Raw genomic sequence first — 23,812 nt, forward strand, 5'->3', positions numbered from 1 at the left:
TCCCCCTGCCGTTCGCCGCTGACCACCCGGCCCGCTCCTCCCGCAGGATCCGTCCGCTCGCACCGGCCGGCCCCGGCCCACGCAGCTCCTCAGCAGCGCTCCCGGAGCACTCCCGGAGCACTCGCCGAGCACTGCCAGCGCACTCGCCGCGCGCATCGATGTCAGGGTCGTCGCAGTCGTCGCGCATTAGAGTGGCGGCATGTCGAATCCGGACCAGGCAGCATCCCCGTCGGCCCAGCCCGTGCGCGTCGTCGTGATCGAGGACGAGCCGACGATCACCCGCGCCATCGCTGACCGGCTCACCGCCGAGGGCTGGGAGGTCTCCACCGCGCTCGATGGCCCGTCCGGGGTGCGGACGGTGGCGGAGGTGCGCCCCGACGTCGTCGTCCTCGATGTCATGCTCCCGGGCTTCGACGGCCTCGAGGTCTGCCGTCGCATCCAGGCCGACGAGCCGGTCCCGGTGCTCATGCTGACAGCCCGCGACGACGAGACCGACATGCTGGTCGGGCTCGGCGTCGGCGCGGACGACTACATGACCAAGCCGTTCTCCATGCGTGAGCTCGCCGCACGCCTCAAGGCGCTGCTGCGACGGGTGCGCCGCACGACCCCGGCGCCCGCCTCGGAGACCGAGCAGAACGTCGCGATGCAGTTCGGTGACCTGGTGATCGACCGAGCCGGCCGGCGGGTGATGAGGGCGGGCGTGCCGGCCCACCTCACCCCCACCGAGTTCGACCTCCTGCTGTGCCTCGCCAACGCCCCCGGCACCGTCCTCACCCGCGAGCAGCTGCTCGCGGACGTCTGGGACTGGATCGACGCGACGGGGACCCGCACGGTCGACTCGCACGTCAAGGCGCTGCGTCGGAAGCTCGGCGCCGACCTGGTCCGCACCGTCCACGGCGTGGGATACGCCCTGGAGGTCCCGGAGGAGGACGTGGACGAGGACTCTCTCGCAGAGGACCCCACGGACATCTCCTCGCTGCGCACGCCGGTCGACCCCCCGTCCTCCCCGTGACCACGGAGCATCCACCGGCCGACGGGTCCGCGCCGCAGGTCCCGCGCCGCAGGGTGCCGGAGCGCCTCGACGTGCGCCCCCTGGACCGCTTCCGCTCCTTCAAGGTCAAGCTCGGGATCCTGGTCGGTGCTGTCGTGCTGGTCGCGGCGCTGCTGACCCAGATCAGCATCCGCGCCGGGATCGAGCCGCTGCTGGCCATCCCCCTGGTCGTGATCGCCGCGCTCGTCTTCACCCAGCTGCTGGCGCGAGGCATGACCTCTCCTCTGCGGGAGATCACCGCGGCGGCGCGTGCGATGGCCCGTGGGGACTACACCCAGCGGATCCGTTCCAGCAGCCGTGATGAGATCGGCCAGCTCGCCGAGGCCTTCTCCACCATGGCTTCCGAGCTGGAGCAGACCGACCGCATGCGCCGCGACCTCGTCGCGAACGTGTCCCATGAGCTGCGCACTCCTGTCGCCGGCCTCCGCGCACAGCTGGAGAACCTCGTCGACGGCGTCACCGAACCGGATCCTGCCGCGCTCGAGGTGGCCCTCACCGAGACGGAGCGGCTCTCGCTGCTGGTGAACCACCTCCTGGACCTCTCCCGCCTCGACGCCGGGGTCGTCGAGCTGGACCTCGAGGACATCGAGCTCACTCCCTTCCTCCATGAGGTGGTCGACGCGGCGACCCTCGCCTCCGGCGGCCGGGACGTGCGCTGGATCGTCGAGGTGGAGCCGGCCGACCTGATGGTCACCGCCGATGCGGCGCGCATCCATCAGGTCATCCACAACCTGCTCGAGAACGCCGCTCGGCATTCCCCCGCAGGTGGCCGGATCCATATCAGCGCGGCCTGCCTCGAGGACGGCGACGGGGTACGGATCGATGTGCACGACGAGGGCCCGGGCATCGCCCTCGAGGACCGCTCCCGGGTGTTCGAGCGCTTCCAGCGGGGCGGATATGCGGACAGCTCAGGGGGAACCGGGCTGGGTCTGGCGATCGCGCGCTGGGCCGTGGGGCTGCATGGCGGCACGATCGAGGTGCTGGACGACCCGCGAACCGAGGTCGACGGCGATGGCCGTTCCTCGCTGATCCGGGTGGTCCTTCCCCAGGCCCACCTCGCGACGTGACGTCCCACACCACAGGGCCGTCAAACGCCCCCGGAGCACGCGAGCGGCGCATGCGACGAGTCCTGCTCCGTTAGGCTGTGGCTATCCGTATCACTCGACCGTGAGAAGGCTGGCGATCTCAGAGTGTCACAGCAGACACAGGGCTCCGAGAACTCGGAATTCGGCCCGAATCAGTGGCTCGTGGACTCGCTCCGCGAGCAGTGGCAGCAGGATCCCTCCAGCGTCGACCCCAGTTGGGCGGAGTACTTCTCCACCCATGGTGAGCTGACGCCCGAGGCACCTGCCCTCGACGAGCCCTCCCCGGGCAGTCCTCCCGCTGCGATGGAGCAGCAGGAGAAGACCCCGGAGGACACGTCTCCCCAGGCGGATCCCGCCACGCAGGCCGACCCTCCGTCGGCCGCTCCCGAGCCCGCACCGGCTCCTGAAGCACCCTCACCCCAGGCCGCGTCCGCCGCGGCATCCCCTCAGCGCGCGAAGGAAGCTGCTCCTGTGAACGACGAACCCGCGAAGGCCACCTCCCGGCCGACGCCCTCCGTGTCGACCACCTCGGACCGCCCGGCGAAGATCCCCACCACCACCGCGCAGATCCCCGTCGTCGAGCTGCGCGAGCCGGAGACCGTCAAGCTGCGCGGCCCCGCCGCCGCCGTCGTGCGCAACATGAACGAGTCGCTCGAGGTGCCCACGGCGACGTCCGTGCGCGATGTGCCTGTGAAGCTGCTGTTCGACAACCGCATCGTCATCAACAACCACCTCAAGCGCAACCGCGCCGGCAAGGTGTCGTTCACGCACCTCATCGGGTGGGCGATGATCGAGGCGATCACCGAGATCACCGATATGAACAACGGCTTCGCGGTCGACGAGAAGGGCAAGCCGCTCCTCCTCAAGCGCGAGGACATAAACTTCGGTCTCGCCATCGACATGCCGCGCCCCGATGGCAGCCGTGGCCTGGTCGTGCCCAGCATCAAGGGCGCCCAGCGCTTCGACTTCCTGGGCTTCTGGAGGGCCTACGAGGAAGTCGTGAGGAAGGCCCGCGGCGGCAAGCTCACGATGGACGACTTCGCGCACACCACGGTGTCGCTGACCAACCCCGGCGGCATCGGCACCGTCCACTCGATCCCCCGGCTCATGCAGGGCCAGGGCACGATCGTGGGCGTGGGCGCGATGGACTATCCCGCGCAGTTCCAGGGTGCCAGCCCCGCCACGCTCGCGGACCTCGCGGTCTCGAAGGTCATGACGCTGACCTCGACCTACGACCATCGCATCATCCAGGGCGCCGCCTCCGGCGAGTTCCTCAAGCGCATGGGCGACAAGCTCCTGGGCAAGGAGGGCTTCTACGACCGGGTGTTCGCGGCGCTGAGGATCCCGTACCAGCCGATCCGCTGGGTGCCGGACAACCCCTTCAAGGACTCCAAGTCCGAGCGCCTCGCGCGGGTCATGGACCTCATCCATGCCTTCCGCGTGCGCGGCCATCTCATGGCGGACACCGACCCGCTGCAGTACCGGGTGCGCAACCACCCCGATCTGGACGTCGAGACCCACGGGCTGACCCTGTGGGACCTCGATCGCACCTTCCCCACACGTGGTCTGGGCGGCAAGGACGAGATGCCGCTGCGCGACATCCTCGGGGTGCTGCGCGATGCCTACAGCCGCACCATCGGTGTGGAGTACATGCATATCTCCGATCCGGACGAACGCGCCTGGATCCAGGACCAGATGGAGACGCCGCGGCGTCCGTTCGACAAGGTCGAGCACACGCACATCATGGATCGGCTCAATGCTGCCGAGGCGTTCGAGACCTTCCTGCAGACCAAGTTCGTGGGCCAGAAGCGCTTCTCCCTCGAGGGCGGCGAGTCCGTCATCCCGATGCTCGACGCCGTCCTGCACGGCGCTGCGCACGACGGCGTCGACGAGGTCTGCATCGGGATGTCCCACCGCGGCCGTCTGAACGTCCTGTCCAACCTGGCCGGGAAGAGCTACGGCCAGATCTTCCAGGAGTTCGAGGGCAACTTCGGCCAGAACCCCGGCTCGGGGGACGTGAAGTACCACCTGGGCACGGAGGGCACCTACACCTCCCACGACGGCGAGACCACCAAGGTCTACCTCGCCGCGAACCCCTCGCATCTCGAGGCGGTCAACCCCGTCCTCGAGGGCATCGCCCGGGCGAAGCAGGACCGCCTCGAGCGGCCCGAGGAGTTCCCGGTGCTGCCGATCCTCGTGCACGGCGACGCGGCCTTCGCCGGCCAGGGAGTGGTCACCGAGACCCTGAACCTGTCCGAGCTGCGCGGGTACCGCACCGGCGGCACGGTGCACGTGGTCATCAACAACCAGATCGGCTTCACGACGCTGCCGGACTCCTCGCGCTCGTCGTTCTACTCGACGGACGTCGCGAAGTCGACCCAGCTGCCGATCTTCCATGTCAACGGCGATGACCCCGAGGCCTGCGTGCGGGTCGCGGAGATCGCCTTCAGCTACCGCCAGAAGTTCCATCGCGATGTCGTGATCGACATGGTCTGCTACCGCCGCCGCGGGCACAACGAGGGCGACGACCCCTCGATGACCCAGCCGCAGATGTACTCGCTGATCAACGACAAGCCCTCCACGCGCAAGCTGTACATGGAGGCGCTGATCGAGCGCGGCGACCTCACCGAGGACGAGGCCGAGGGCCTGGTCCGCAACTTCCAGGAGCACCTCGACGAGGCCTTCGCCGCGACCCGCGCCGGAGCCTCCGAGGTCGATCCGGACTCGAGCGTGCAGGGGCTGGAGCTGCCGGCCTCCCAGCGCACGGCGGCCGCCGAGGCCGGCGCCGTCGAGGGAGACGCCGTCGAGACCGCTGTGGGTGCCGAGGTGCTCTCGCACATCGGCCAGGCGTTCGGTGAGGTGCCGGACTCCTTCACGGTCCATCCCAAGCTGATGAACGTGCTCACGCGGCGCCAGCAGATGTCGACCGAGGGCAGGATCGACTGGGCCTATGGCGAGCTGCTCGCCTTCGGCTCGCTGCTCATGGAGGGCCGACGCGTGCGTCTGGCCGGTCAGGACTCCCGACGCGGCACCTTCGTGCAGCGCCACAGCGTCCTCATCGACCACGAGAAGGGCGACACCTGGACGCCCCTGTCGTACCTGTCCGACGACCAGGGACGCTTCAACGTCTACGACTCCTCGCTCTCGGAGTTCGCCGCGCTCGGCTTCGAGTACGGCTACTCGGTGGAGAACCCCGAGTCGCTCGTGCTCTGGGAGGCGCAGTTCGGAGACTTCGTCAACGGTGCGCAGACGATCATCGACGAGTTCATCTCGGCCTCGGAGCAGAAGTGGGGCCAGAACTCGAGCGTCGTGCTCCTGCTCCCCCACGGCTACGAGGGCCAGGGCCCGGACCACTCCTCCGCACGCATCGAGCGCTTCCTGCAGCTGTGCGCCGAGGACAACATGCGGGTCTCGGCCCCGTCGACCCCCGCGAGCTACTTCCATCTGCTGCGCCGACAGGCCAAGCTCGAGCCGAAGCGTCCGCTGATCGTCTTCACGCCGAAGTCGATGCTGCGCAACAAGGCGGCCGTCAGCTCCGTCGAGGACTTCACCACCGGTGGCTTCGAACCCGTGCTGGCCGACACCACCGTCGATCCCTCGGCGGTCAAGCGCGTCCTGCTCACCTCGGGGAAGGTGTACTGGGACCTCGTCGCCTGGCGGGAGAAGCAGGGGCTGACCGATACCGCGATCGTGCGCATCGAGCAGCTGTACCCGCTGCCCGCCGAGGAGATCCTCGAGGTGCTCGAGTCGTACCCCGACGCCGAGCTCACCTGGGTCCAGGAGGAGCCGCAGAACCAGGGCGCCTGGTCCTTCATGGCCGTGAACTTCGCGGTCGAGGTGGGCCGCACGCTGAAGGTCGTGGCGCGTGCCGCGTCGGCCTCCCCGGCGACCGGCTCCAACGCCACGCACAACGCCGAGCAGGAAGTTCTGCTCGTCCGTGCATGCGAGTCGTGAGCGCCAGGTGGGGGTGGCGGGGTCGCCCGCGGCCCCCACCGTCGTTTCAGTTGACGTTCCCGTCCCAGGCCCAGGAGGTCCCGGTGCAGACTGTGCCCACATCGTCCGCCACGGATCCGGATTCCCGGATCCGGATCATCGCACTCGGAGACGAGCTCCTCGCCGGTATCGGTGATGCTCGTGCCCTGGGCTGGCTCGGCCGTGCCGTCGCCAGCGAACAGGGGGCGCACAATCGCCTCGACGTGTTCACGTCGGCGCTGCCCGGTGAGTCCTCCGCCTCCCTCGCGGACCGCTGGGACGACGAGGTGCAGCGTCGGATGGATCAGGCCGCACAGTCCGACGGCAGCGTCGATCACCGCGTCGTGCTCGCCCTGGGGCGCGCGGACGTCGCGGCCGGGGTCTCCCTGGCCCGCTCCCGGCTCAACCTGGCCAAGGTGCTCGACGGGCTCGAGCGGCTGCGGATCCCGGCTTTCGTGGTCGGGCCGCCGCCCAGCCGCGACCCGGGGATCACGCAGGGCGTCCGAGAGCTGTCGGGAGCCTTCGAGGACGTCTGCTCACGCCGTCGCATCCCCTATGTCGACCTCGTCGGCGGGCTCGTCGGGCACGAGCAGTGGGAGACCGACGTCGCCCGATCCCCGGGGGATCACCCGGGACAGACCGGATACGGGCTCGTGGCCTGGCTGGTCCTGCACGGAGGCTTCGGCTCCTGGTTGGGGACCTCCTCCTGACCGAGTGACCTCCGCCTCAGCGAGGTCTGCCGGCCCGTTCCGCGAGCTGGCCGGGCCCCACCATGTGGCACAATCGTCGGGTTACCCGGGCGAGGAAGGAGAACGTGATGAGCAAGCGAGGACGTAAGCGCAAGTCTCGCCGTAAGAACGGCGCAAATCACGGCAAGCGCCCCAACTGCTGACCGTGATGCCGCTGCTGGCGGCATGACAGAGGGCCCCTCCCATCTCGGGAGGGGCCCTCTGTCATGCCCGGCCGTGCCCGGCTGCTCCGAGCTCGGCCCGAGTTCAGCTGCCCGGGATCTCCCCCTGGACGCTGGTGGAGGTGATGCGCACGCTGGTCGTCCCGTCGACCTCGGTGGTCCGCGTGACGGAGACGGTGCGGCACTGCACGGCGATCCGCTCCCGGAGGGAGGTCGGCGCACGGTCCTCGGTGCAGCTGCGGCGCACGAGCTCCTTGATGCGCCGCACGCGCTCCCATTCGTCGGCGCACTCGGGGCAGTCCTCCGTGTGCCGTGCCATCCGCTCGACGGTCTCGCGCGGGAGCTCACCGTCCAGGGCTTCGTCGAGCCGATAACGCGGGTCGCGGCGGCTCTCCGGTGTGGGGCCGTCCGCGGTGAGATCGGTGTCGCGTGCCGTCTTCTCGTCCTGGTTCATCGTTCCTCCTCCCGGTCCATCGATCGGGTGTCGTCCTGGTCGGTCCCGCTCGCGGCGGGGGCCGAGGGATCATCGCGCAGGTATCCGCTGCGGTAGGCATAGTCGGAGAGCATCTCGCGCAGCTGGCGACGGCCGCGGTGCAGCCGCGACATCACGGTGCCGATGGGGGTGCCCATGATCTCCGCGATCTCCTTGTAGGCGAAGCCTTCGACGTCCGCGTAGTAGACGGCCATGCGGTAGTCCTCCCGCAGCTCGCCCAGCGCGTCCTTGACCGCGGAGTCCGGCAGGTGGTCCAGCGCCTCGGTCTCCGCGGAGCGCAGACCGCTGCTGGTGTGCGAGCCGACCTCGGCGAGCTGCCAGTCCTCGACGGTGTCGCTCCAGGCCTCCTTGGGCCGGCGCTGCTTCTGCCGGTACGTCGAGATGTAGCCGTTGGTCATGATCCGGTACAGCCAGGCGCGCATGTTCGTGCCCGGGGTGAATCGGTCCCGGGCGCGGAAGGCCTTCATGAAGGTCTCCTGCACCAGGTCCTCTGCGTCGTGGGGATTGCGGGTCATCCGGAGTGCGCCGCCGTAGAGCGAGTCGAGGTGGGACAGGGCCTCGGACTCGAAATCGAACTCGGCGACACCGCCGGTGGCGTCGCCGTCGGGCGCGCCGTCCGGAAGGCCCGTGTCTGGGCTCGGGGCGGGATCTGTCTGGGTCATCGCCCTCCAACCTACGCCAGGTCGGCGGGGAGGAGCTTGCCTCAGCACCGCTGTCGTCATACGCGTTCCATCCCTCCGGTCCGCTGTCGTCTCGTTCCTGAGCCCCTGCCGGTCGGCTCCGGGAGCATGCTCTGGGGAGCCGGGCGCTCCGGTTCCACAGGGTGCAACGCTTCAGGCATCACGAATGTTCCCTGGGCGGTAGTCTGGACGTCGGTGACCTCCCGGGCAGGACTTCCCTGCCCCGCCCGGCGTCACCGGAACTGCTTGCCCCCGTACAGAACGTGAGGACACCATGGCCCTGGTCCGACGCATCGCTCGCCCCCTGCTCGCCGCTCCCTTCATCGTCGAAGGTGTGCGCACCGTCATGCGCCCCGAGCGCGAGATCGACGTCTACCCCCAGGCGTTCGACGCGTTCGATTCGACGCTCGCCAAGACGTCGGCCCCGAACTTCCTGGACGCCCGCACCGTGGTGCGCGCCGCCGGAGCGGTCGCCGCAGGCGCTGGTGTCCTGTACGCGACGAACCGCTACCCGCGCGCCGCAGCCGCCGCCCTCCTGATGACCACGTCGGTCGGCTGGGCCGGTCGCAAGAAGGTCTGGGAGCTGCGCGGCGAGGAGCGCATGGAAGAGATCCAGTCGATCCTCACCGACGCCGGCCTGCTCGGCGGCGTGCTGCTGGCCGTGGTCGACCACGACGGGCGCCCGTCGCACGGCTACCAGGTGAACCAGTTCGTCGAGCGCAGCCAGAAGAAGGCCGCCGCGAAGCAGCGTGAGCTCGAGAAGAAGTCCGAGCAGCTGGAGAAGAAGGCGAGGAGCGCGGTGGGAACCGCCCAGAAGCAGCTCGCCGCGCAGCAAGGCTGACGCCCGGTGGTCTCCGAGGTGCTGTGGACCGCTCCGGTCGCTGATCGCCCCGTCGACGCCCTGGTCCGGGTGCCGGGTTCGAAATCCCTGACCGCACGGTGGATGCTGCTGGCCGCCGCGGCGAACGAGCCGTCCGAGCTGCGAGGAGCCCTCGTCTCCCGCGACACCCGCTTGATGCGAGATGCCCTGGAGCGCCTCGGGGCGACCCTCGAGGTGCGGGACGACTCCCTGCTGGTGACCCCGCTCCCGCCGCCGTCGGAGCATCCGGAGCCACCGGTGGAGATCCACACGGGTCTGGCCGGCACCGTGATGCGCTTCGTCCCGATGCTCGCGGCCCTGCACCACGGGGACGTGCGGTTCACCGGTGACGAAGGAGCCCTGGCCCGACCCATGGGACCGGTCATCGACGTGCTGCGCCGGCAGGGGGTCGAGGTCACCGAGCACGGCGAGCCCGGGCACCTCCCCCTCACCGTGCACGGCACGGGCCGCCTCCGCGGCGGGACCGTCGAGGTCGATGCGTCGGCCTCGAGCCAGTTCATCTCGAACGCCCTGCTGGTCGCGGCGCGCGCCGATGCCGATCTCGAGCTGGTGCACGTGGGCGAGAAGCTCCCCTCGCTCCCCCACATCGAGATGACGCTGGCGACCCTGCGTCAGGTCGGCATCGACGGCTCGCACAGCACGGACGACCAGGGGCGCCATCGGTGGCGCGTCAGCACCGGCGCGATCCGGCCCGTGCGCATCGTCGTCGAGCCCGATCTCTCCAATGCCGGGCCGTTCCTGGCTGCGGCGCTGGTCACCGGTGGCACCATCGCCGTGGACGACTGGCCGGAGACCACCACGCAGCCCGGCGATGCCTACCGCGACCTGCTCACCCGGATGGGTGCGGAGGTCTGGCGGGAGGACACGTCGATCTGCGTGAGCGGCACCGGTGCCCTCCACGGGATCGACGCCGACCTGTCCGCGGTCGGCGAGCTGACCCCCACCATCGCGGCTCTCGCCGCGCTGGCCGATTCACCCTCCACCCTGCGAGGCGTGGGCCATCTGCGCGGTCATGAGACGGATCGGCTGAAGGCACTCGCCACGGAGCTCACCAAGCTCGGTGCCCGCACCCTCGAGCTCGAGGACGGCCTGGAGATCCATCCGGGCGAGCTGCGCGGCACGGTCTTCGAGACCTATGAGGACCACCGCATGGCCACCGCCGCCGCGATCATCGGGCTGCGCGTGCCCGAGCTGCGCGTGGTCAACATCGGGACCACCCAGAAGACCCTGCCGGACTTCGTGGGGATGTGGTTGTCGATGCTGCACACCGAGCCTCTCGCGGACGGCGACGCGTGAGCCGATCGGCCCGGGAGTACGACGAGTCCGACATCCGCGTCCGGCCCAACCGACGCGGATCCCGTCCCCGCACGAAGGATCGTCCCAAGCACGAGGACGCGATCACGGCGCGCGTGGTGTCGGTGGACCGCGGCCGCTGGCGCACCGTGGTCGCCGCCGGGACTCCCGAGGAGCGCACCGTCACGGCGATGCGCGCCCGGGAGCTCGGCCGCTCCCCCGTCGTGCCCGGCGATCTGGTCGCGCTCGTCGGTGACACCTCGGGCCGCGACGGCTCCCTCGCCCGGATCGTGCGGATCCAGGAGCGCAGCTCCTTCCTGCGGCGCAGCGCCGACGACGACGACTCCACGGAGCGCCCCCTGGTCGCCAACGTGGACCTCATGGTCATGGTCACCGCGGTGGCCGAACCGGAACCCCGCGGCGGCATGATCGACCGCTGCCTCGTCGCCGCCTATGTGGCGGGGATCGATGCCCTGCTCGTGCTGACCAAGGCCGACCTGCGCTCCCCCGAGCAGTTCCTGCACACGTACGCACCGCTCGGGCTCGACCACGTGGTCACCCAGCGGGAGAGCTCCGGCGGGATCATCGGGCTCGAGCAGGTGCGCGAACGGCTCGACGGCCGGGTCAGCGTGCTCATCGGGCACTCGGGCGTCGGGAAGTCCACCCTGATCAACGCCCTGGTCCCGGGGACGGACCGCGCCATCGGGGTGGTCAACGACGTCACCGGTCGGGGCCGGCACACCTCGTCCTCCGCGCTCGCGATGCAGCTCCCCGCCGCTGAGGGGTCGGAGCGGGTCGAGGACTCCGGCGGCTGGGTGATCGACACCCCCGGTGTACGGTCCTTCGGCCTGGGCCACGTGGACCCCGACGAGCTGCTCGACGCCTTCGCCGATCTCGCCGCGCTCGCGGAGTCCTGCCCTCGTGGATGCACCCATCTCGAGGACGCCTCCGACTGTGCCCTCGACGCCCTGGTCGCCGAGGGGAGAGCGGGGAGCGCCGGCTCCGCCCGCCTGGTCTCGTACCGGAGATTGGCCGTCACCCTGCGGAAGAACGACCCCTGGGCTCTCTGAGCGCGCTGCGGACTCGGGCATGCTCTCTCCGAGGCGGCCTCCTGCACACCCTGCACCGAGGCGGTTGTGGCCGTCCGGGCGGTTTCCATTCCGCGTCGCTGCCCCGTCGGAGCGATCCATCGCTCTAGGGTGGGCTCATGTCCAGCCGCTATGCCGATGATCTGCGCCTCGCCCATGTGCTCGCCGACGCCGTGGATCAGCTGACCATGTCTCGCTTCAAGGCGCAGGACCTCGAGGTCACCACCAAGCCGGATCTCACCGAGGTCACCGACGCAGACAAGGCCGCCGAGCAGCTCGTGCGCTCGCAGCTGTCCCGTTCCCGGTCCCGCGACCAGGTGATCGGTGAGGAGTTCGGGAGCACCGGGTCCGCCTCCCGGCAATGGGTGATCGACCCGATCGACGGCACCAGCAACTTCGTGCGCGGGGTGCCGGTATGGGCCACGCTCATCGGCCTAATCGAGGACGGCCGGCCCGTCGTCGGACTGGTCTCCGCGCCCTCGCTCTCCCGGCGCTGGTGGGGCGGGACGGATGCGGGCGCCTGGACCGGTTCGCGGATCAACAATGCCTCCCGCCTCCAGGTGTCCCAGGTCAGCCGGGTGGAGGAGGCTTCACTGTCGTACTCCTCCCTGCACGGCTGGGCGGATCATGATCGTCTCCCCCAGATGCTGAACCTCATGCAGCGCTTCTGGCGCACGCGGGCCTACGGCGACTTCTGGTCGTACATGCTGGTCGCCGAAGGAGCGGTCGACGCCGCCTGCGAGCCTGAGCTCGCCCTGCACGACATGGTGGCGCTGGCCCCGATCCTCACGGAGGCCGGCGGGCGCTTCTCGTCGCTCGAGGGCGAGGACGGCCCCTTCGGGGGCAGCGCTGTGGCCACCAACGGTCTGCTGCACGAGGAGCTCCTCACCGCGCTCGCCCCGCACGAGCGCTGACCCGGCTCCCCGCCGATCCGTCTCCCTGTCTCCCCGCCTCCCCGTCCGTCCACGCCGCTGCCGGCCAGGTGCTGAGGCTGGTGCAGGTGCCGGTCGTGCGCCTCGGGCTCGGCGGGACGGACCTCCCAGACCACGGTCCGCGCGCATCGGTAGACTCGGGATGTCGTGACCTCGAACCGTGAAGGGACCCCCATCCACATGACCGTCAAGCGCGTCGCCCTGCTGACCGCAGGTGGCTATGCCCCCTGCCTGTCCTCCGCCGTCGGCGGCCTCATCGAGCGGTACACCGAGCTGGTGCCCGATGTCGAGATCATCGCCTACAAGCATGGCTACTGGGGCCTGCTGTCCGGCGAGAAGATCGTCATCGACGACGAGGTGCGCGCCGGCGCCCACGTGCTGCACAACTACGGCGGCTCCCCGATCGGGAACTCGCGCGTCAAGCTCACCAACACCGCGAACCTCGTCGAGCGCGGGCTGATCCAGGAGGGCGAGAACGCCCTCGAGGTCGCGGCGAACAAGCTCATGGCCGACGGCGTGGACGTCCTGCACACCATCGGCGGCGACGACACCAACACCACGGCCGCGGATCTCGCGAAGTACCTCCACGAGAACGGTCACGAGCTGCAGGTCGTGGGCCTGCCCAAGACCATCGACAACGACATCGTGCCGATCCGTCAGTCCCTCGGCGCGCGGACCGCCGCCGAGCAGACCAGCATCTTCGCGCAGAACATCATCGCCGAGCACGGCTCGAACCCGAAGATGCTGATCATCCACGAGATCATGGGCCGCGCCTGCGGCTATCTCACCGCGGAGGCCGCCGCGTACTACCAGACCTGGCACTCCCAGCAGGAGTGGCTGCCCGGGATCGGCCACCGCGCCGAGCGCTGGGACGTCCACGCCGTGTTCCTGCCGGAGCTCGCCCTGGACATCGAGGCGGAGGCCGAGCGCCTGAAGGCGGTCATGGACGATGCCGGCTGCGTGAACATCTTCCTGTCCGAGGGCGCCGGCATCCCGGAGATCATCGCCGAGATGCAGGCCCGCGGCGAGGAGCCGGAGAAGGATCCCTTCGGTCACGTGAAGATCGATCAGATCAACCCCGGTCAGTGGTTCGCGAAGCAGTTCGCCGAGAAGCTCGGCGCGGAGAAGGTCATGGTCCAGAAGTCGGGCTACTTCTCGCGCTCCGCGAAGGCCAACGCCGACGATCTGCGCCTGATCAAGTCCATGACCGACTACGCCGTGCAGGTCGCGCTCGAGGGCGGCTCCGGCCTCGTGGGCCACGACGAGGAGCGCGGCGATGTGCTGCGCGCCGTGGAGTTCGAGCGGGTCGCCGGGCACAAGGCGTTCGACGTCACCCAGTCCTGGTTCCAGGACGTCATGGAGCGCACCGGCCAGACCATCGTCCCGGTCCAGGCCGACTGAGCTCGCTGAGCTCACTGAGCCGACAACACCCCTGAGCCCGGAGTCCTCTCCCGTGAGCGCCGCCGATCCGAAGCACATCGCCCGGCGGCCTCGGGTGCGGACCTGGCGTCGCACTCTTCGCGCGCTCGCCCGTCGTGGGCGGGCGCGCGACGCATTGGACGACAGAGCAGCCGGCGGGGCCGACGAGCGTGCTGTGGGCGACGAGCGTGCACGGGCCGACGGACGTGCTGGAGCCGACGGACGTGCCGAGCCCGACGCACGACCCGGCCTCACGCAGCTCAGCCCCGGGCCGGCAGGCACGGACTGGAGGCTCGATGACGGTCCGCTGTGGCCACGGCGCCCGCTCCGTCCGCAGCAGGGCCGTCTGGGCGACTGCTGGGTCCTTGCGTCGATGCTCGCGATCCACGAGACGGCGCCGGAGCGCCTCGGGGACCTGCTGTCAGCAGGTGCTGACGGCACGGTGGAGGTGCGTCTGCCCGCCGTCCCCGCACCGATCCTGGTGGATCGCCGGATGCCCGTCGATGGCGCCGGGCGCTTCGTCTACGGCCGACGGGAGGGCGCGAATCCCGGCTGGGTCGGTGTGCTCGAGAAGGCTGTGGCCGCGCATGTGGCCGGTGGGTACGGCTCCCTGCAACGCGGGTTCGCCCGGTTCGGGCTCGAGCTGCTGCTGGGGATGCCGGTGCGCTCGAGCCTGCGGCTGCCCTCGGCGCGCCGGATCGACGCGTGGCGGCAGGAGCATCGCGCGATCGCCGCGTCCACCCATCCGCTCAGCGGCCGCGTGATGACTCAGCATAGCCCGCTGCCGCCCAACCACGTCTTCGCGGTCGTCGGAGCGGATCCTCACAGCGGACACGTGCATCTGCGCAATCCCACCCGCCCCGGACAGGTGCTGGTCCTCGACGCCCGCACGTTCCGCCGCGGCTTCCTGTCGATCGACGTGTCGCCGCCCCTGCGCTGAACCCTGCCGCTCGGCGACGTCCCCACGGCGCAGCGACGTTCAGGGCCCAGCGGCGCCCCCGACGTTCCGGCGGCACAGCGGCGTCCTGACGACACAGCGACGTTCCGACAGCTCAGCGGCGGCTCGGATCGACCTCGGCGAAGGTGCGCAGCCATTCGTCGGCGATCAGGCGGTGCCCGGCGATGGTGGGGTGCACGCCGTCGTCTGCGAGTCCCGCCGGGGTGTGCCCCACGGTCCATGCCGTCTCGAGCACCTTCTCGAGGTCCACCACGGAGTGCTGGAACTCGCGGGCGAGGTCGCGGATGATCGTGACCTTCGCGTGGAGGTCGTCGTGGATCTGGGCCATCTCGTCGCTGACATCGGCGACGAACGGGATCACCAGGAGCACGGGCGCGGCCGGACGCGTCGCGGAGAGCTGATCGAGGAGATACCGGTATCCGGCCTCGAAATCCTCCTCGGTGACGAGCTCACCGCGCGTGTACCGGTGCCAGGAATCGTTGACCCCGACGTAGATGGTCACGACCTGGGGGTCGTGCGCGAGGCAGTCGGAGCCGAATCGCTCCACGAGATCCTCCACCTTGTCGCCCCCGATCCCCCGGTTGATCACGCGGGCAGTGGGCTCATGGGCGGCGAAGTGCTCGGCCAGCAGCCTCACGTAGCCGTAGCCGAGGCCGTCGGGGTCCTCGGTGCGGGAGCAGTCGGTGATCGAATCCCCGATGAACAGCAGCGTCCGGGACTCAGGAAGGGATGGCGTCGTCGTCATGTCCAGATTCTGTCAGACCCTGCCCGAACCAACGTCGCAGCGACATGATGACCGGTCCTGGCACTGCACCGTCCGGACGACACTGCACCGTCCAGGCATCACCTCGACTGCCACCCGTTGATCAGCAGGTGGAACACCGTCTCGACGACCGCTTCAGGAGCGGGAGCTCCTCGCACCAGCGTGGGGATCTCCAGGATGAACCGCGCGAGGGTCGAGCTCGCGAGATCGTCCGCTTCACGCCCGAGCTCTTCGGCGATGGCGACGCCCAGAGCGCCTGCATGACGCATCCACATCCGCTCGGAGTATTCGCGCAGGGCCGGCGTCTGCTCCACCAGCGCACTGAATGTCTCCAGTCTCGGGTCGGACGCCGTCCGCGCCCAGGCGGTCAGCGCGTGGATGCGCAGCGCTTCGATCACGTCCTGACCCGCAGGCCGCTGACGCACGGCGGCGACGAGGTCCTGTTCGACGTCCGCCTCGCGGTCGAAGACCAGCGCTTCCTTCCCCCGGAAGTGCGCGAAGAGCGTGGTGGTCGACACGTCGGCCCGCTCCGCGATGTCGCGGATGCTCACCTGGTCGTACCCGTCGCGGACGAACAGCTCCAGGGCGGCATCGGCAATGGCCTGCCTGGTGGCGGCCTTCTTGCGTTCGCGACGTCCGACAGGTGGTGACACTGACATACCGCGATCGTACCGCATACCTTGACCGAGTCCGAAACTGGACTCATTGCACTTTCGGGCTGATTCTGTTCTGCTGAGCCTCGGCCCTCGAAAGGAAGCCCCCATGAGCTCCCCCACACCCCAGCAAGCACGAATCAGCATCATCGGCGCAGGGCCCGGAGGCCTCGTCGCCGCCCGGATCCTGCAACAGCACGGCATCGCGGTGACCGTGCACGACCGCGACCCGAATGCGAACCACCGCAACCAGGGCGGCTCGCTCGATCTTCACGACGACGACGGACAGGTCGCACTGCGCGAAGCAGGCCTCCTCGATGAGTTCTTCGAGCTCGCCCGGTTCGAGGGACAGGAGATGCGCCAGCTCGACGCCGAGGGCACACTGCTCGCCCACCATCTGCCCCAGGCGGACGAGACCGCGAGCCCCGAGATCGATCGCGGACTGCTCCGCGACCTCCTCATGACGTCGCTCGACCCCGGGACGATCCGATGGGCCGCACCCTCACATCGGTCGGAGGTTCGACAGGCGGCCCACGGACTCTCACGTTCGCCGACGGCACGACGAGCGAGGCTGACCTGGTGATCGGCGCGGATGGCGCCTCATCCCGAGTCCGAGCCGCCGTCTCCTCGGCCACACCGAGCTATACCGGGGTCAGCTTCCTCGAAGCCTGGTTCGAGGAGATGGAGACCATGCATCCTGAACTTGCCGAGCTGGTCGGGCACGGCAGCGCCCATGCGGCCGATGGAACGCGCGGCCTTTTCGCACAGCGGAACGGCGACGGCCACATGCGGGTCTACATCATGCAGCGCACATCCGCGGACTGGATAGCGTCGAATGCGCTGCGACCCGACGACACGAAGGGGATCCGAGCGCTCCTGCTGGCCGAGTACGGCGACTGGTCGCCACTTCTGCCGCGGTTGATCACGGACAATGACGGTCCGTATGTCGACCGGCCGCTCTTCGCCCTCCCGGTGCCGCACGCCTAGGAGCACTCCCCCTCCGTGACGCTCCTGGGCGACGCCGCACACCTCATGCCGCCCCTCGGCGTAGGGGTGAACCTCGCGATGCTCGATGCCGCGGAGCTCGCTCGCGCCCTCGTGGACTCCGCGTCGGTGGACGAGGCGGTACGCGCCTACGAGGAGAGGATGCTCCCGAGATCGGCCGAGATCGCCACGTTGCTCGAGGGCGGCGCCGACGGGATGCTGGCCGTCCCTGACCCTGCCGAGGTGGCCGGCTGGTCCGATGACGCTCGAGCCTCCTGACTGACGAGCGGCTTCGAAGCTGGCCCGAGCGAGCGCAGCCAGCCAGCCAGCCAGCCAGCCAGCCAGCCAGCCAGCCAGCCAGTGATGATGTCTCCGAACCCCACGCCCTAGACTGAGGATCGACCGATCGCGGGTCCGATGCCGATCGCGGCTCGCGACCGTCTCTCCCTTCCCGGATGACTCGTAGGGGTTCGATGATGCCTGCCCTCACTCTGCCCGCGCTCCCCTTCCCGCTCGACCCGTCGAACGTGCCATTCGAGGTCGTCGGCGAGGACGAGCTGCGGGCCACCTCCCAGGCCAGGACCGACATCTTCGCCCCGCCCTTCCCCGGCGCGGAGCCCACGCTCGATGCAGGGACGTTGTTCGGCACGGCGCCGGACGGAGACTTCCAGTTCAGCGCACGTATCACGGTCGACTTCCGTTCGACCTTCGATGCCGGGGTGCTGATGCTCTGGCACGACGAGCAGCACTGGGCGAAGCTGTGCTTCGAGTCCGCTCCGGACGGCAGCCCGACCGTGGTGTCCGTCGTCAACCGCACCGTCTCCGATGACGCGAACGCGCAGATCGTCACGGCCGAGCACGTGTGGATGAGGATCAGCCGGGTGGATGGCATCTTCCTGTTCCACAGCTCGTTCGACGGCCTGCGGTGGGACATGGTGCGCCTCTTCGCCCTGGAGTCCCCCGATCCTCTGCAGATCGGCTTCGAGGTGCAGTCGCCGACCGGCGAAGGCTGCGATGTCGTCTTCGACCAGATCTCCTTCACAGCAATACGGCTGGAGGGTCAGCGCGACGGCTCCTGAGAACTCGTAACACCAGGAATCGGGGCTCTGGAGCATCCCTGGTTCTCTGCCGCGGCCTCGTCGACCGCGGTGAACACGGCGTCGAGCGTCGGCGCCGCGCGGCAGGTGATCTGAGGGTGCGGCCGATGGAGCGAACGATGCCGGCACTGTCGGATGCACGAAGAACTAGGGCCCCTGGTCAGTGTTTCCACTGGCCAGGGGCCCTATCTCGTAGCGGGGGCAGGATTTGAACCTACGACCTCCGGGTTATGAGCCCGGCGAGCTACCGAACTGCTCCACCCCGCGTCGGTAACCATTACTTTACGGCGTTCGTCGCCGCGCGTCCAACCAGGGGAAACAGAATGTCAGAGTCATCACGGCGGCATCGGCCAGTGCACCTGCCTACAACAGGCGCACAGACCGAAGCTGCCGATCTGAACTCCGCGAACTCCGGGCCGAATGACGGACCATGGAAGCCGGACGGGCGTCGGCCTGGCCGACGAGGCCAGGCAGTGCGCGTTGCCTCGTGCCCCACTGCAGTCGATCTCCCCCCATGGACCGGCACTGGCCATCCAGCACTGGGCGCGCTTCCGGGGAATAGCAGAAGGCCCCTGATCAGTGTCTCCACTGGCCAGGGGCCTTCTCTTCGTAGCGGGGGCAGGATTTGAACCTACGACCTCCGGGTTATGAGCCCGGCGAGCTACCGAACTGCTCCACCCCGCGTCGGTAATCATCACTTTACGGGGATCGTGCACCGGCGTCCAACCAGACCCCTCCCGACGTGTGCCATGACACGTTCACAGCCCGTTCACCTGGGTGGACTCGCATGGACGGACGGCAGGACGCCCGGCACCCCGGTCGTGGACCAGGGGTGCCGGGCGTCCTGCGGATCGCTCAGGAACCTCAGTCGGTCAGCCTTCGCCACCGTCCGACCCAGCCGGCGTGCCGGCCCCACCGAGTTCCTCATTGGCCGCGACGGCCCGGTTCAGGGCATCGGCGAGCTGGTCCTGGGCCTTGCCGTAGGCGGCCCAGTCACCATCGGCCATCGCCTTCTCGGAGTCTGCCACCGCGGTGTCCATGTCCGTGAGGGCCTGGTCGAGCTGCTCCTGCGTGGTGCCGGCGTCCGCTGCAGGCTTCTCGCCGTCGGCTGGCTTCTTCCCGTCAGCAGGAGCATCGACCGCACCTTCACCGGTCTCGGTGTCGGCCGTCCCGGCGACCCCGTCGGGATCGGAGACCGAGGCGTCGCCGGCGGTCGCTCCGGAGTCGCCGCCGAAGACGAGGTCGAGCGCCTCGTCGAGCGTCGGGGCGAACCCGATCTTCTCGCCGAAGGAGACCAGCACCATCTGGAGCAGCGGGTACTGGGTGCCGCCGCCGGAGGCGGAGGACTGCAGGTAGACGGGCTGCACGTACAGCAGTCCGCCACCGACAGGCAGCGTGAGCAGGTTGCCGTTGATCACCTCGGAGTTACCGGACTTCAGCAGGTTCAGTGCCTGCGAGACGTTCGGCTCCGAGTTGAACGTGGCCTGCACCTGGCCGGGTCCGTTCACGGGGTTGGTGGCAGGCAGCACGAGCAGAGTCATGTTGCCGTAGGTGTCCGCCGGATTCCCCTTGTCCTTGCCGGTCTCCGAGTCGACGGCGAGGAAGCCTGTCAGCACGTTCTGCCCCTGGGCCGGGATGTAGCTCGAGGAGAGCGTGAAGCCGGGCTTCTCCATACCGGGGATCTGCATGGTGAGGTACATCGGAGGCTGCGCGGCCTGCGCCCCCGTGGTGCCGTCAGGATTGGTGGGCGCCGGCCTGGTGGGATCCGGAGGCGTCTCCCAGAAGTCCTGGGCACCGAAGAAGTCGTCGGCCTCGGTCACGTGGTACGTGCCCAGCAGCTCACGCTGCGCCTTGAAGTAGTCCGACGGGTAGCGCAGGTGGCTCATCAGCTCACCGCTGATATCGCTGGCCGGGTGGATCGCCTTGGGGAACACCTCGGACCACGCCTTGAGGATCGGATCCTCCGTGTCCCAGGCGTACAGGGTCACCGAGCCGTCGAAGGCATTGACGGTGGCCTTGACCCCGTTGCGCATGTAGTTCGCGCTGTGCTCGCGATTCTGAGAGGTCTCTCCCGGGTCGGTCTGCGAATCGGAGATCGCCGTGTCGAGGTTGAGGGTGCGCGAATAGGGATAGGCATCGGTAGTGGTGTAGCCATCGATCACCCACACCAGCTCGTCGTCGACGACCGCCGGATACATCTGCGAGTCGAGCGAGAGGAAGGGAGCGACCTCACGGACACGCTGCTGCGGATCGCGGTCGTACAGGATCTGCGATTCCTCGTTGAGATAGCCGGAGATCACGACGTTGGGATCACGGAACTTGATCGAGTAGAGCAGCTGGTTGAAGAACCCGCCGACGGACGGGCCGCCATCACCCTGATAGGTGTTGTTGACCTGCTGGCCGCCCTCCTCGCCATCCGTGCCCGACTGGTAGTCGAATTCCTCGGGATCCGCCCCCTCGGGGGCACCGACGATGGAGTAGTCCGGGGAGTGCTTGCCGAAGTACACCCGCTCCTCGTACTCTCCGAACGCGCCCTTGCCCGGGACCCCGGACTGCAGGAAGCTCGGTTCGCCATCGGCGTTGCGCCGGTTCCCATAGGCGGCGGCCGCGCCATATCCGTGGGTGTAGATGATGTGCTGGTCGACCCAGGATCGAGTGTTGAGCTCGAACTTGTCCGGTCGCAGCTCGCGCACACCGATGACGGTGTCCTGGAGCTCCCCGTCCATCTCATAGCGGTCCACGCTGAGGACCTTGTCGAATCCCCAGTAACGACGGTTCGCTTCTCGCTGCTCGAAAGTGGGCGAGATGATGTTGGGATCCATCAGACGGATCTGCGTGGTGGTCGAGGCGTCCTCACGCAGCGCTCCGGACTCGGCATCGGTGGTGGCGGTGTACGGCACCTCGTCGACGTCATCGATGTTGAAGGCGGCGCGGGTCGCGTCGATGTTCCGCTGGATGTAGGGCTGCTCGAGCGTGCGCTCGTTGGGCTGGACCTTGAACTGCTGGATGGCCCAGGGGTACAGGCTGCCGACGGCGAGCGTGGACAGGATCATCAGGCCCGCACCGATCGCGGGGATCCTCCAGTCCGAGCGGAAGATCCACAGCACGAACAGCGCGGCAACCGCCACGGAGGCGATCGCGAGGATCGTCTGCGCCGGAAGGATGGCGTGGACGTCGGTGTAGGACGCCCCGTGGAAGCGATCGTTCTGGTTCACGAGCATGTCGTAGCGCTGGAACCAGTGGCCGGCGCCGAGCAGGAGCACGTAGATCGTGGCGAGCACACCGAGATGCCGGCGCGCGGATCGCGTGACCTCGAGGCCGTTCTCCTGGCCCCAGGCGACGCCGCCGTAGATGAAGTGGCCGATGAGCGCTCCGACGATCGCCACCAGCATCACGAACTGCCCGAAGGAGATGATCAGGTCGATCACCGGGAGGGTGAAGACGTAGAAGCCGACGTCGTTCCCGAAGATCGGATCGGTCTCCCCGAACTTCTGGGGATGCAGGAACAGCTGCACCGCCTGCCAGCTGCGGGAGGCGGCAAGACCGCCAAAGGCACCGATGATCAGGGGCGCTGCGATGGTCAGACCCTTCCGCAGCGGATCGACGGCGGCGCGGAACTGCTCGAGCGCTTCCTGCTCCCGGGTGACCGGCGGATAGATCGGGCGCTTGGCGTAGCCGATGCGCAGGCTGAAGAACAACGGCACGGCGAAGAGGATGAACCCGAGGACGAACAGGATGCCCTGCGTGAGCCAGCGGACGGTGAGCACATCGGTGAACTCGAGCTGATCCATCCAGAGGTACTTGGTCCACACCTCGGAAGCGACCACCAGCAGCACGACCAGTGCTGCGATGACGATCGCGGTGATCCCGAGTGGCGAGATCCTCCGGGTCGTGGACGTGCTCGAATCAGGGGCCGGACGCGGGCGCGGCCGGGGTGCATCGCCGAATGGGGCGGAGAAACTCACGGATAACCTCGGGTGCCTCGGTGTCGGAGCCCACGGGTCCCCTGCGCCAGCGCAGGAGGAGTGACCGGTCTCCGGGTACAGTGTGGTGCCGCCGCACACAGAGCGGTGACGCGTCCATTCTGTCAGGCGAACCTGTAAGGGACCTCTCGATCCGATGACGACTCCCGAAACGGACCCACTCGACGCTCCGACCGCGGCCCTCGCCGCAGCGGTGCTCGACATCTCCCGTCATATCGAGGGCACTCCCCTCCCCGCACCGCGCCTCTATGCGCTGGCCCGCAGCGCCGAGCTGATGGCCGCCTCCCCCGCTCTCGCCGGCCTGCTCGGCGTCGGCACGGACGGCACCGGCGCCCCGGATGATCTGCATCTGACACCGATCGACCTCGACGAGGACTCCTCGGACCAGAGCTCAGCGCCCGCCGCACAGGACCCCTTGGCCGCACTGCAGGTCGTGCAATGGCCGGATCTTGCGGCCGGCGGCGCGATCGCCTGCGAGCTCTCACCGTCCAGCTGGACGCTGCATGAGGACGACTCCCGGGCCACGATCCCCACGGACCGGCCTCTGCGCGTGGTCGTCGCCGCCCTGCCCGACGGAACGACCTGGTCCGCCGTGCATCGCGGCGACAAGAACGGCTACGTCCTCGGCGCCGCGCTGCTCCCGGATGTCACCGCCGCTCTGGTGCAGACGCTGCAACCTGCCGGCTGATCTCCGCTCAGGGAGCCTGCCGCCCGCTCAGGACGCGCCGGCCAGCACGGTGTCCTCCGCCGGGCTCCCTGTGAGCTCCTCGGTCACGTCGGCGTCGACGGTCCTTGCATCGAGCATCTCTCCCGTGTCGCGGTTGAGGTCGGGGACCTCGTCCGCCCGCATCGGTCGGGTGAAGGCCGTGGTCCCGAAGGTGAGGTCATGGCCGATCGCCTCGGCCTGCAGCGTCAGGGTGTGGCGCTGGGTGCCGTCCTCCGCCTGCCATTCCGAGCTGCCGAGCCGACCGGTGACCACCAGTGGCTGCCCCTTCTTCACGGACGCCAGCACGTTGCGAGCCAGAGCGCGGCGGGTGTAGACGCTGACGAATTCCGTCTTGCGGTCGATGAAGTCGCTCCTGGCGGAGTCGTAGTAGCGACCGGTGACGGCGATGCGCACGATGGTCGTGCTGGTGCCGTCCTCATGCTGACGGGAGCTGGGGTCTGCGGTCGCGTTCCCCATGAGGGTCGTCTGGATATCGCGCATGGTGATGTCCTTCCTGGAGTGCCGGGGACCTCCCGGCGTCGGCTCCGTGCCGATGGATCCAGAGTTGCCGTTCGCGCAGGCCTGTTCCAGAGGAGCGTCTGGATTGTGGACGACGGTGCACTGGGGAGGAACGGTCCCCGCTTCGCTGCCGAGGCATCGGCGACGGTGCGCATGCGGAACGGCCGGCCCCCACGGGAGGGACCGGCCGTTCGTGCAGCTGCGTGATCGAGCTGGCGCCGCGAGGCGCTGCGAGGCGCTGCTGCAGCTCAGTTCACTGCGTCACTTCACTGCGTCAGTTCACGCGGTCGGGATGACCAGGCCGGAGCCCGTCGCGCGAGCCGTCTCGAACCGCTTCTGGACATCC

At 68.9% G+C, this 23,812-nt stretch carries 22 protein-coding genes and 2 tRNA genes; 16 read left to right on the forward strand and 8 right to left on the reverse strand.

Features of this window, described 5'->3' with window-relative positions; genetic code table 11:
- Window positions 1–199 precede the first annotated feature (199 nt).
- From ACT3UL_RS08335 to ACT3UL_RS08355, 5 genes are all read left to right on the forward strand, one after another.
- Window positions 200–1,012 carry a response regulator transcription factor gene (locus ACT3UL_RS08335; protein WP_444577782.1) on the forward strand — a complete coding sequence of 271 codons (813 nt, stop codon included), beginning with the start codon at window positions 200–202 and terminating at the stop codon, window positions 1,010–1,012.
- Window positions 1,009–2,118 (forward strand): sensor histidine kinase, encoded by a 1,110-nt coding sequence (locus ACT3UL_RS08340; protein ID WP_444577783.1) that lies wholly within the window; start codon window positions 1,009–1,011, stop codon window positions 2,116–2,118. The genes ACT3UL_RS08335 and ACT3UL_RS08340 overlap by 4 nt, the downstream gene beginning before the upstream one ends.
- 123 nt (window positions 2,119–2,241) lie before the next feature.
- Window positions 2,242–6,090: a multifunctional oxoglutarate decarboxylase/oxoglutarate dehydrogenase thiamine pyrophosphate-binding subunit/dihydrolipoyllysine-residue succinyltransferase subunit gene (locus ACT3UL_RS08345; protein ID WP_444577784.1), complete on the forward strand. Its 3,849-nt coding sequence runs from the start codon at window positions 2,242–2,244 to the stop codon at window positions 6,088–6,090.
- Between the two features lie 83 nt (window positions 6,091–6,173).
- Window positions 6,174–6,818, forward strand: a complete 645-nt coding sequence (locus ACT3UL_RS08350) for a GDSL-type esterase/lipase family protein (protein ID WP_444577785.1) — start codon at window positions 6,174–6,176, stop codon at window positions 6,816–6,818.
- Window positions 6,819–6,925: 107 nt separating this feature from the next.
- Window positions 6,926–7,000, forward strand: coding sequence for a 50S ribosomal protein bL37 (locus ACT3UL_RS08355; RefSeq protein ID WP_370696128.1), 75 nt, complete (start codon window positions 6,926–6,928; stop codon window positions 6,998–7,000).
- A 103-nt stretch (window positions 7,001–7,103) separates the two neighbouring features.
- Here ACT3UL_RS08355 and rsrA read toward each other — a convergent pair whose 3' ends face one another.
- Both rsrA and ACT3UL_RS08365 read right to left on the reverse strand, forming a co-directional pair.
- On the reverse strand, window positions 7,104–7,472 hold the full coding sequence (gene rsrA / locus ACT3UL_RS08360; RefSeq protein ID WP_444577786.1) for a mycothiol system anti-sigma-R factor: 369 nt from the start codon (window positions 7,470–7,472) through the stop codon (window positions 7,104–7,106).
- Window positions 7,469–8,173, reverse strand: a complete 705-nt coding sequence (locus ACT3UL_RS08365; protein ID WP_444577787.1) for a sigma-70 family RNA polymerase sigma factor — start codon at window positions 8,171–8,173, stop codon at window positions 7,469–7,471. Before ACT3UL_RS08365 ends, rsrA begins: the two co-directional genes overlap by 4 nt.
- A gap of 292 nt (window positions 8,174–8,465) precedes the next feature.
- Between ACT3UL_RS08365 and ACT3UL_RS08370 the strand changes: the two genes are divergently transcribed.
- The 6 genes from ACT3UL_RS08370 to ACT3UL_RS08395 all read left to right on the forward strand — a co-directional run bounded on the left by ACT3UL_RS08370 (window position 8,466) and on the right by ACT3UL_RS08395 (window position 14,743).
- Window positions 8,466–9,032: a hypothetical protein gene (locus ACT3UL_RS08370; protein ID WP_444577788.1), complete on the forward strand. Its 567-nt coding sequence runs from the start codon at window positions 8,466–8,468 to the stop codon at window positions 9,030–9,032.
- Window positions 9,033–9,038: 6 nt separating this feature from the next.
- On the forward strand, window positions 9,039–10,367 hold the full coding sequence (aroA, locus tag ACT3UL_RS08375; protein ID WP_444577789.1) for a 3-phosphoshikimate 1-carboxyvinyltransferase: 1,329 nt from the start codon (window positions 9,039–9,041) through the stop codon (window positions 10,365–10,367).
- The gene (rsgA, locus tag ACT3UL_RS08380) at window positions 10,364–11,434 is read left to right on the forward strand and encodes a ribosome small subunit-dependent GTPase A (RefSeq protein ID WP_444577790.1); all 1,071 of its coding nucleotides are present in this window, start codon (window positions 10,364–10,366) and stop codon (window positions 11,432–11,434) included. Before aroA ends, rsgA begins: the two co-directional genes overlap by 4 nt.
- A 137-nt stretch (window positions 11,435–11,571) precedes the next feature.
- Window positions 11,572–12,366 carry an inositol monophosphatase family protein gene (locus ACT3UL_RS08385; protein WP_444577791.1) on the forward strand — a complete coding sequence of 265 codons (795 nt, stop codon included), beginning with the start codon at window positions 11,572–11,574 and terminating at the stop codon, window positions 12,364–12,366.
- A gap of 198 nt (window positions 12,367–12,564) precedes the next feature.
- Entirely contained in the window at window positions 12,565–13,785 is a 1,221-nt protein-coding gene (locus tag ACT3UL_RS08390) for a pyrophosphate--fructose-6-phosphate 1-phosphotransferase (RefSeq protein ID WP_444577810.1), read from the forward strand.
- 52 nt (window positions 13,786–13,837) lie between these two features.
- Entirely contained in the window at window positions 13,838–14,743 is a 906-nt protein-coding gene (locus ACT3UL_RS08395) for a C2 family cysteine protease (RefSeq protein WP_444577792.1), read from the forward strand.
- 112 nt (window positions 14,744–14,855) lie between these two features.
- Here ACT3UL_RS08395 and ACT3UL_RS08400 read toward each other — a convergent pair whose 3' ends face one another.
- Together ACT3UL_RS08400 and ACT3UL_RS08405 are read right to left on the reverse strand one after the other, a co-directional pair.
- Window positions 14,856–15,506, reverse strand: a complete 651-nt coding sequence (locus ACT3UL_RS08400) for an SGNH/GDSL hydrolase family protein (RefSeq protein ID WP_444577793.1) — start codon at window positions 15,504–15,506, stop codon at window positions 14,856–14,858.
- A 98-nt stretch (window positions 15,507–15,604) separates the two neighbouring features.
- Window positions 15,605–16,183, reverse strand: coding sequence for a TetR/AcrR family transcriptional regulator (locus tag ACT3UL_RS08405; RefSeq protein WP_444577794.1), 579 nt, complete (start codon window positions 16,181–16,183; stop codon window positions 15,605–15,607).
- Between the two features lie 103 nt (window positions 16,184–16,286).
- On the opposite strand from ACT3UL_RS08405, the gene ACT3UL_RS08410 reads away from it, so the two are divergent.
- The 4 genes from ACT3UL_RS08410 (at window position 16,287) to ACT3UL_RS08425 (ending at window position 18,240) form a co-directional block, all read left to right on the forward strand.
- Window positions 16,287–16,760, forward strand: coding sequence for an FAD-dependent oxidoreductase (locus ACT3UL_RS08410; protein WP_444577795.1), 474 nt, complete (start codon window positions 16,287–16,289; stop codon window positions 16,758–16,760).
- On the forward strand, window positions 16,757–17,164 hold the full coding sequence (locus ACT3UL_RS08415) for a hypothetical protein (RefSeq protein WP_444577796.1): 408 nt from the start codon (window positions 16,757–16,759) through the stop codon (window positions 17,162–17,164). The genes ACT3UL_RS08410 and ACT3UL_RS08415 overlap by 4 nt, the downstream gene beginning before the upstream one ends.
- 15 nt (window positions 17,165–17,179) lie before the next feature.
- Window positions 17,180–17,440, forward strand: coding sequence for an FAD-dependent monooxygenase (locus ACT3UL_RS08420; protein ID WP_444577797.1), 261 nt, complete (start codon window positions 17,180–17,182; stop codon window positions 17,438–17,440).
- Between the two features lie 197 nt (window positions 17,441–17,637).
- Window positions 17,638–18,240, forward strand: a complete 603-nt coding sequence (locus ACT3UL_RS08425) for a DUF1349 domain-containing protein (protein WP_444577798.1) — start codon at window positions 17,638–17,640, stop codon at window positions 18,238–18,240.
- Window positions 18,241–18,451: 211 nt separating this feature from the next.
- Here the strand turns inward: ACT3UL_RS08425 and ACT3UL_RS08430 are convergent.
- The 3 genes from ACT3UL_RS08430 to ACT3UL_RS08440 form a co-directional block, all read right to left on the reverse strand.
- Window positions 18,452–18,525, reverse strand: a tRNA-Met gene (locus ACT3UL_RS08430).
- Window positions 18,526–18,868: 343 nt separating this feature from the next.
- Window positions 18,869–18,942: transfer RNA gene (locus ACT3UL_RS08435), tRNA-Met, on the reverse strand.
- Between the two features lie 188 nt (window positions 18,943–19,130).
- Window positions 19,131–22,223 carry a UPF0182 family membrane protein gene (locus ACT3UL_RS08440; RefSeq protein ID WP_444577799.1) on the reverse strand — a complete coding sequence of 1,031 codons (3,093 nt, stop codon included), beginning with the start codon at window positions 22,221–22,223 and terminating at the stop codon, window positions 19,131–19,133.
- 154 nt (window positions 22,224–22,377) lie between these two features.
- Between ACT3UL_RS08440 and ACT3UL_RS08445 the strand changes: the two genes are divergently transcribed.
- Window positions 22,378–22,929 carry a PPA1309 family protein gene (locus ACT3UL_RS08445; RefSeq protein ID WP_444577800.1) on the forward strand — a complete coding sequence of 184 codons (552 nt, stop codon included), beginning with the start codon at window positions 22,378–22,380 and terminating at the stop codon, window positions 22,927–22,929.
- 27 nt (window positions 22,930–22,956) lie between these two features.
- On the opposite strand, the gene ACT3UL_RS08450 is transcribed toward ACT3UL_RS08445, so the two are convergent.
- Window positions 22,957–23,448 carry a single-stranded DNA-binding protein gene (locus tag ACT3UL_RS08450; protein ID WP_444577801.1) on the reverse strand — a complete coding sequence of 164 codons (492 nt, stop codon included), beginning with the start codon at window positions 23,446–23,448 and terminating at the stop codon, window positions 22,957–22,959.
- Window positions 23,449–23,812 lie beyond the last annotated feature (364 nt).

Source organism: Brachybacterium sp. 107 (genome assembly GCF_052379725.1).
In the GTDB taxonomy this organism is placed as follows: domain Bacteria; phylum Actinomycetota; class Actinomycetes; order Actinomycetales; family Dermabacteraceae; genus Brachybacterium.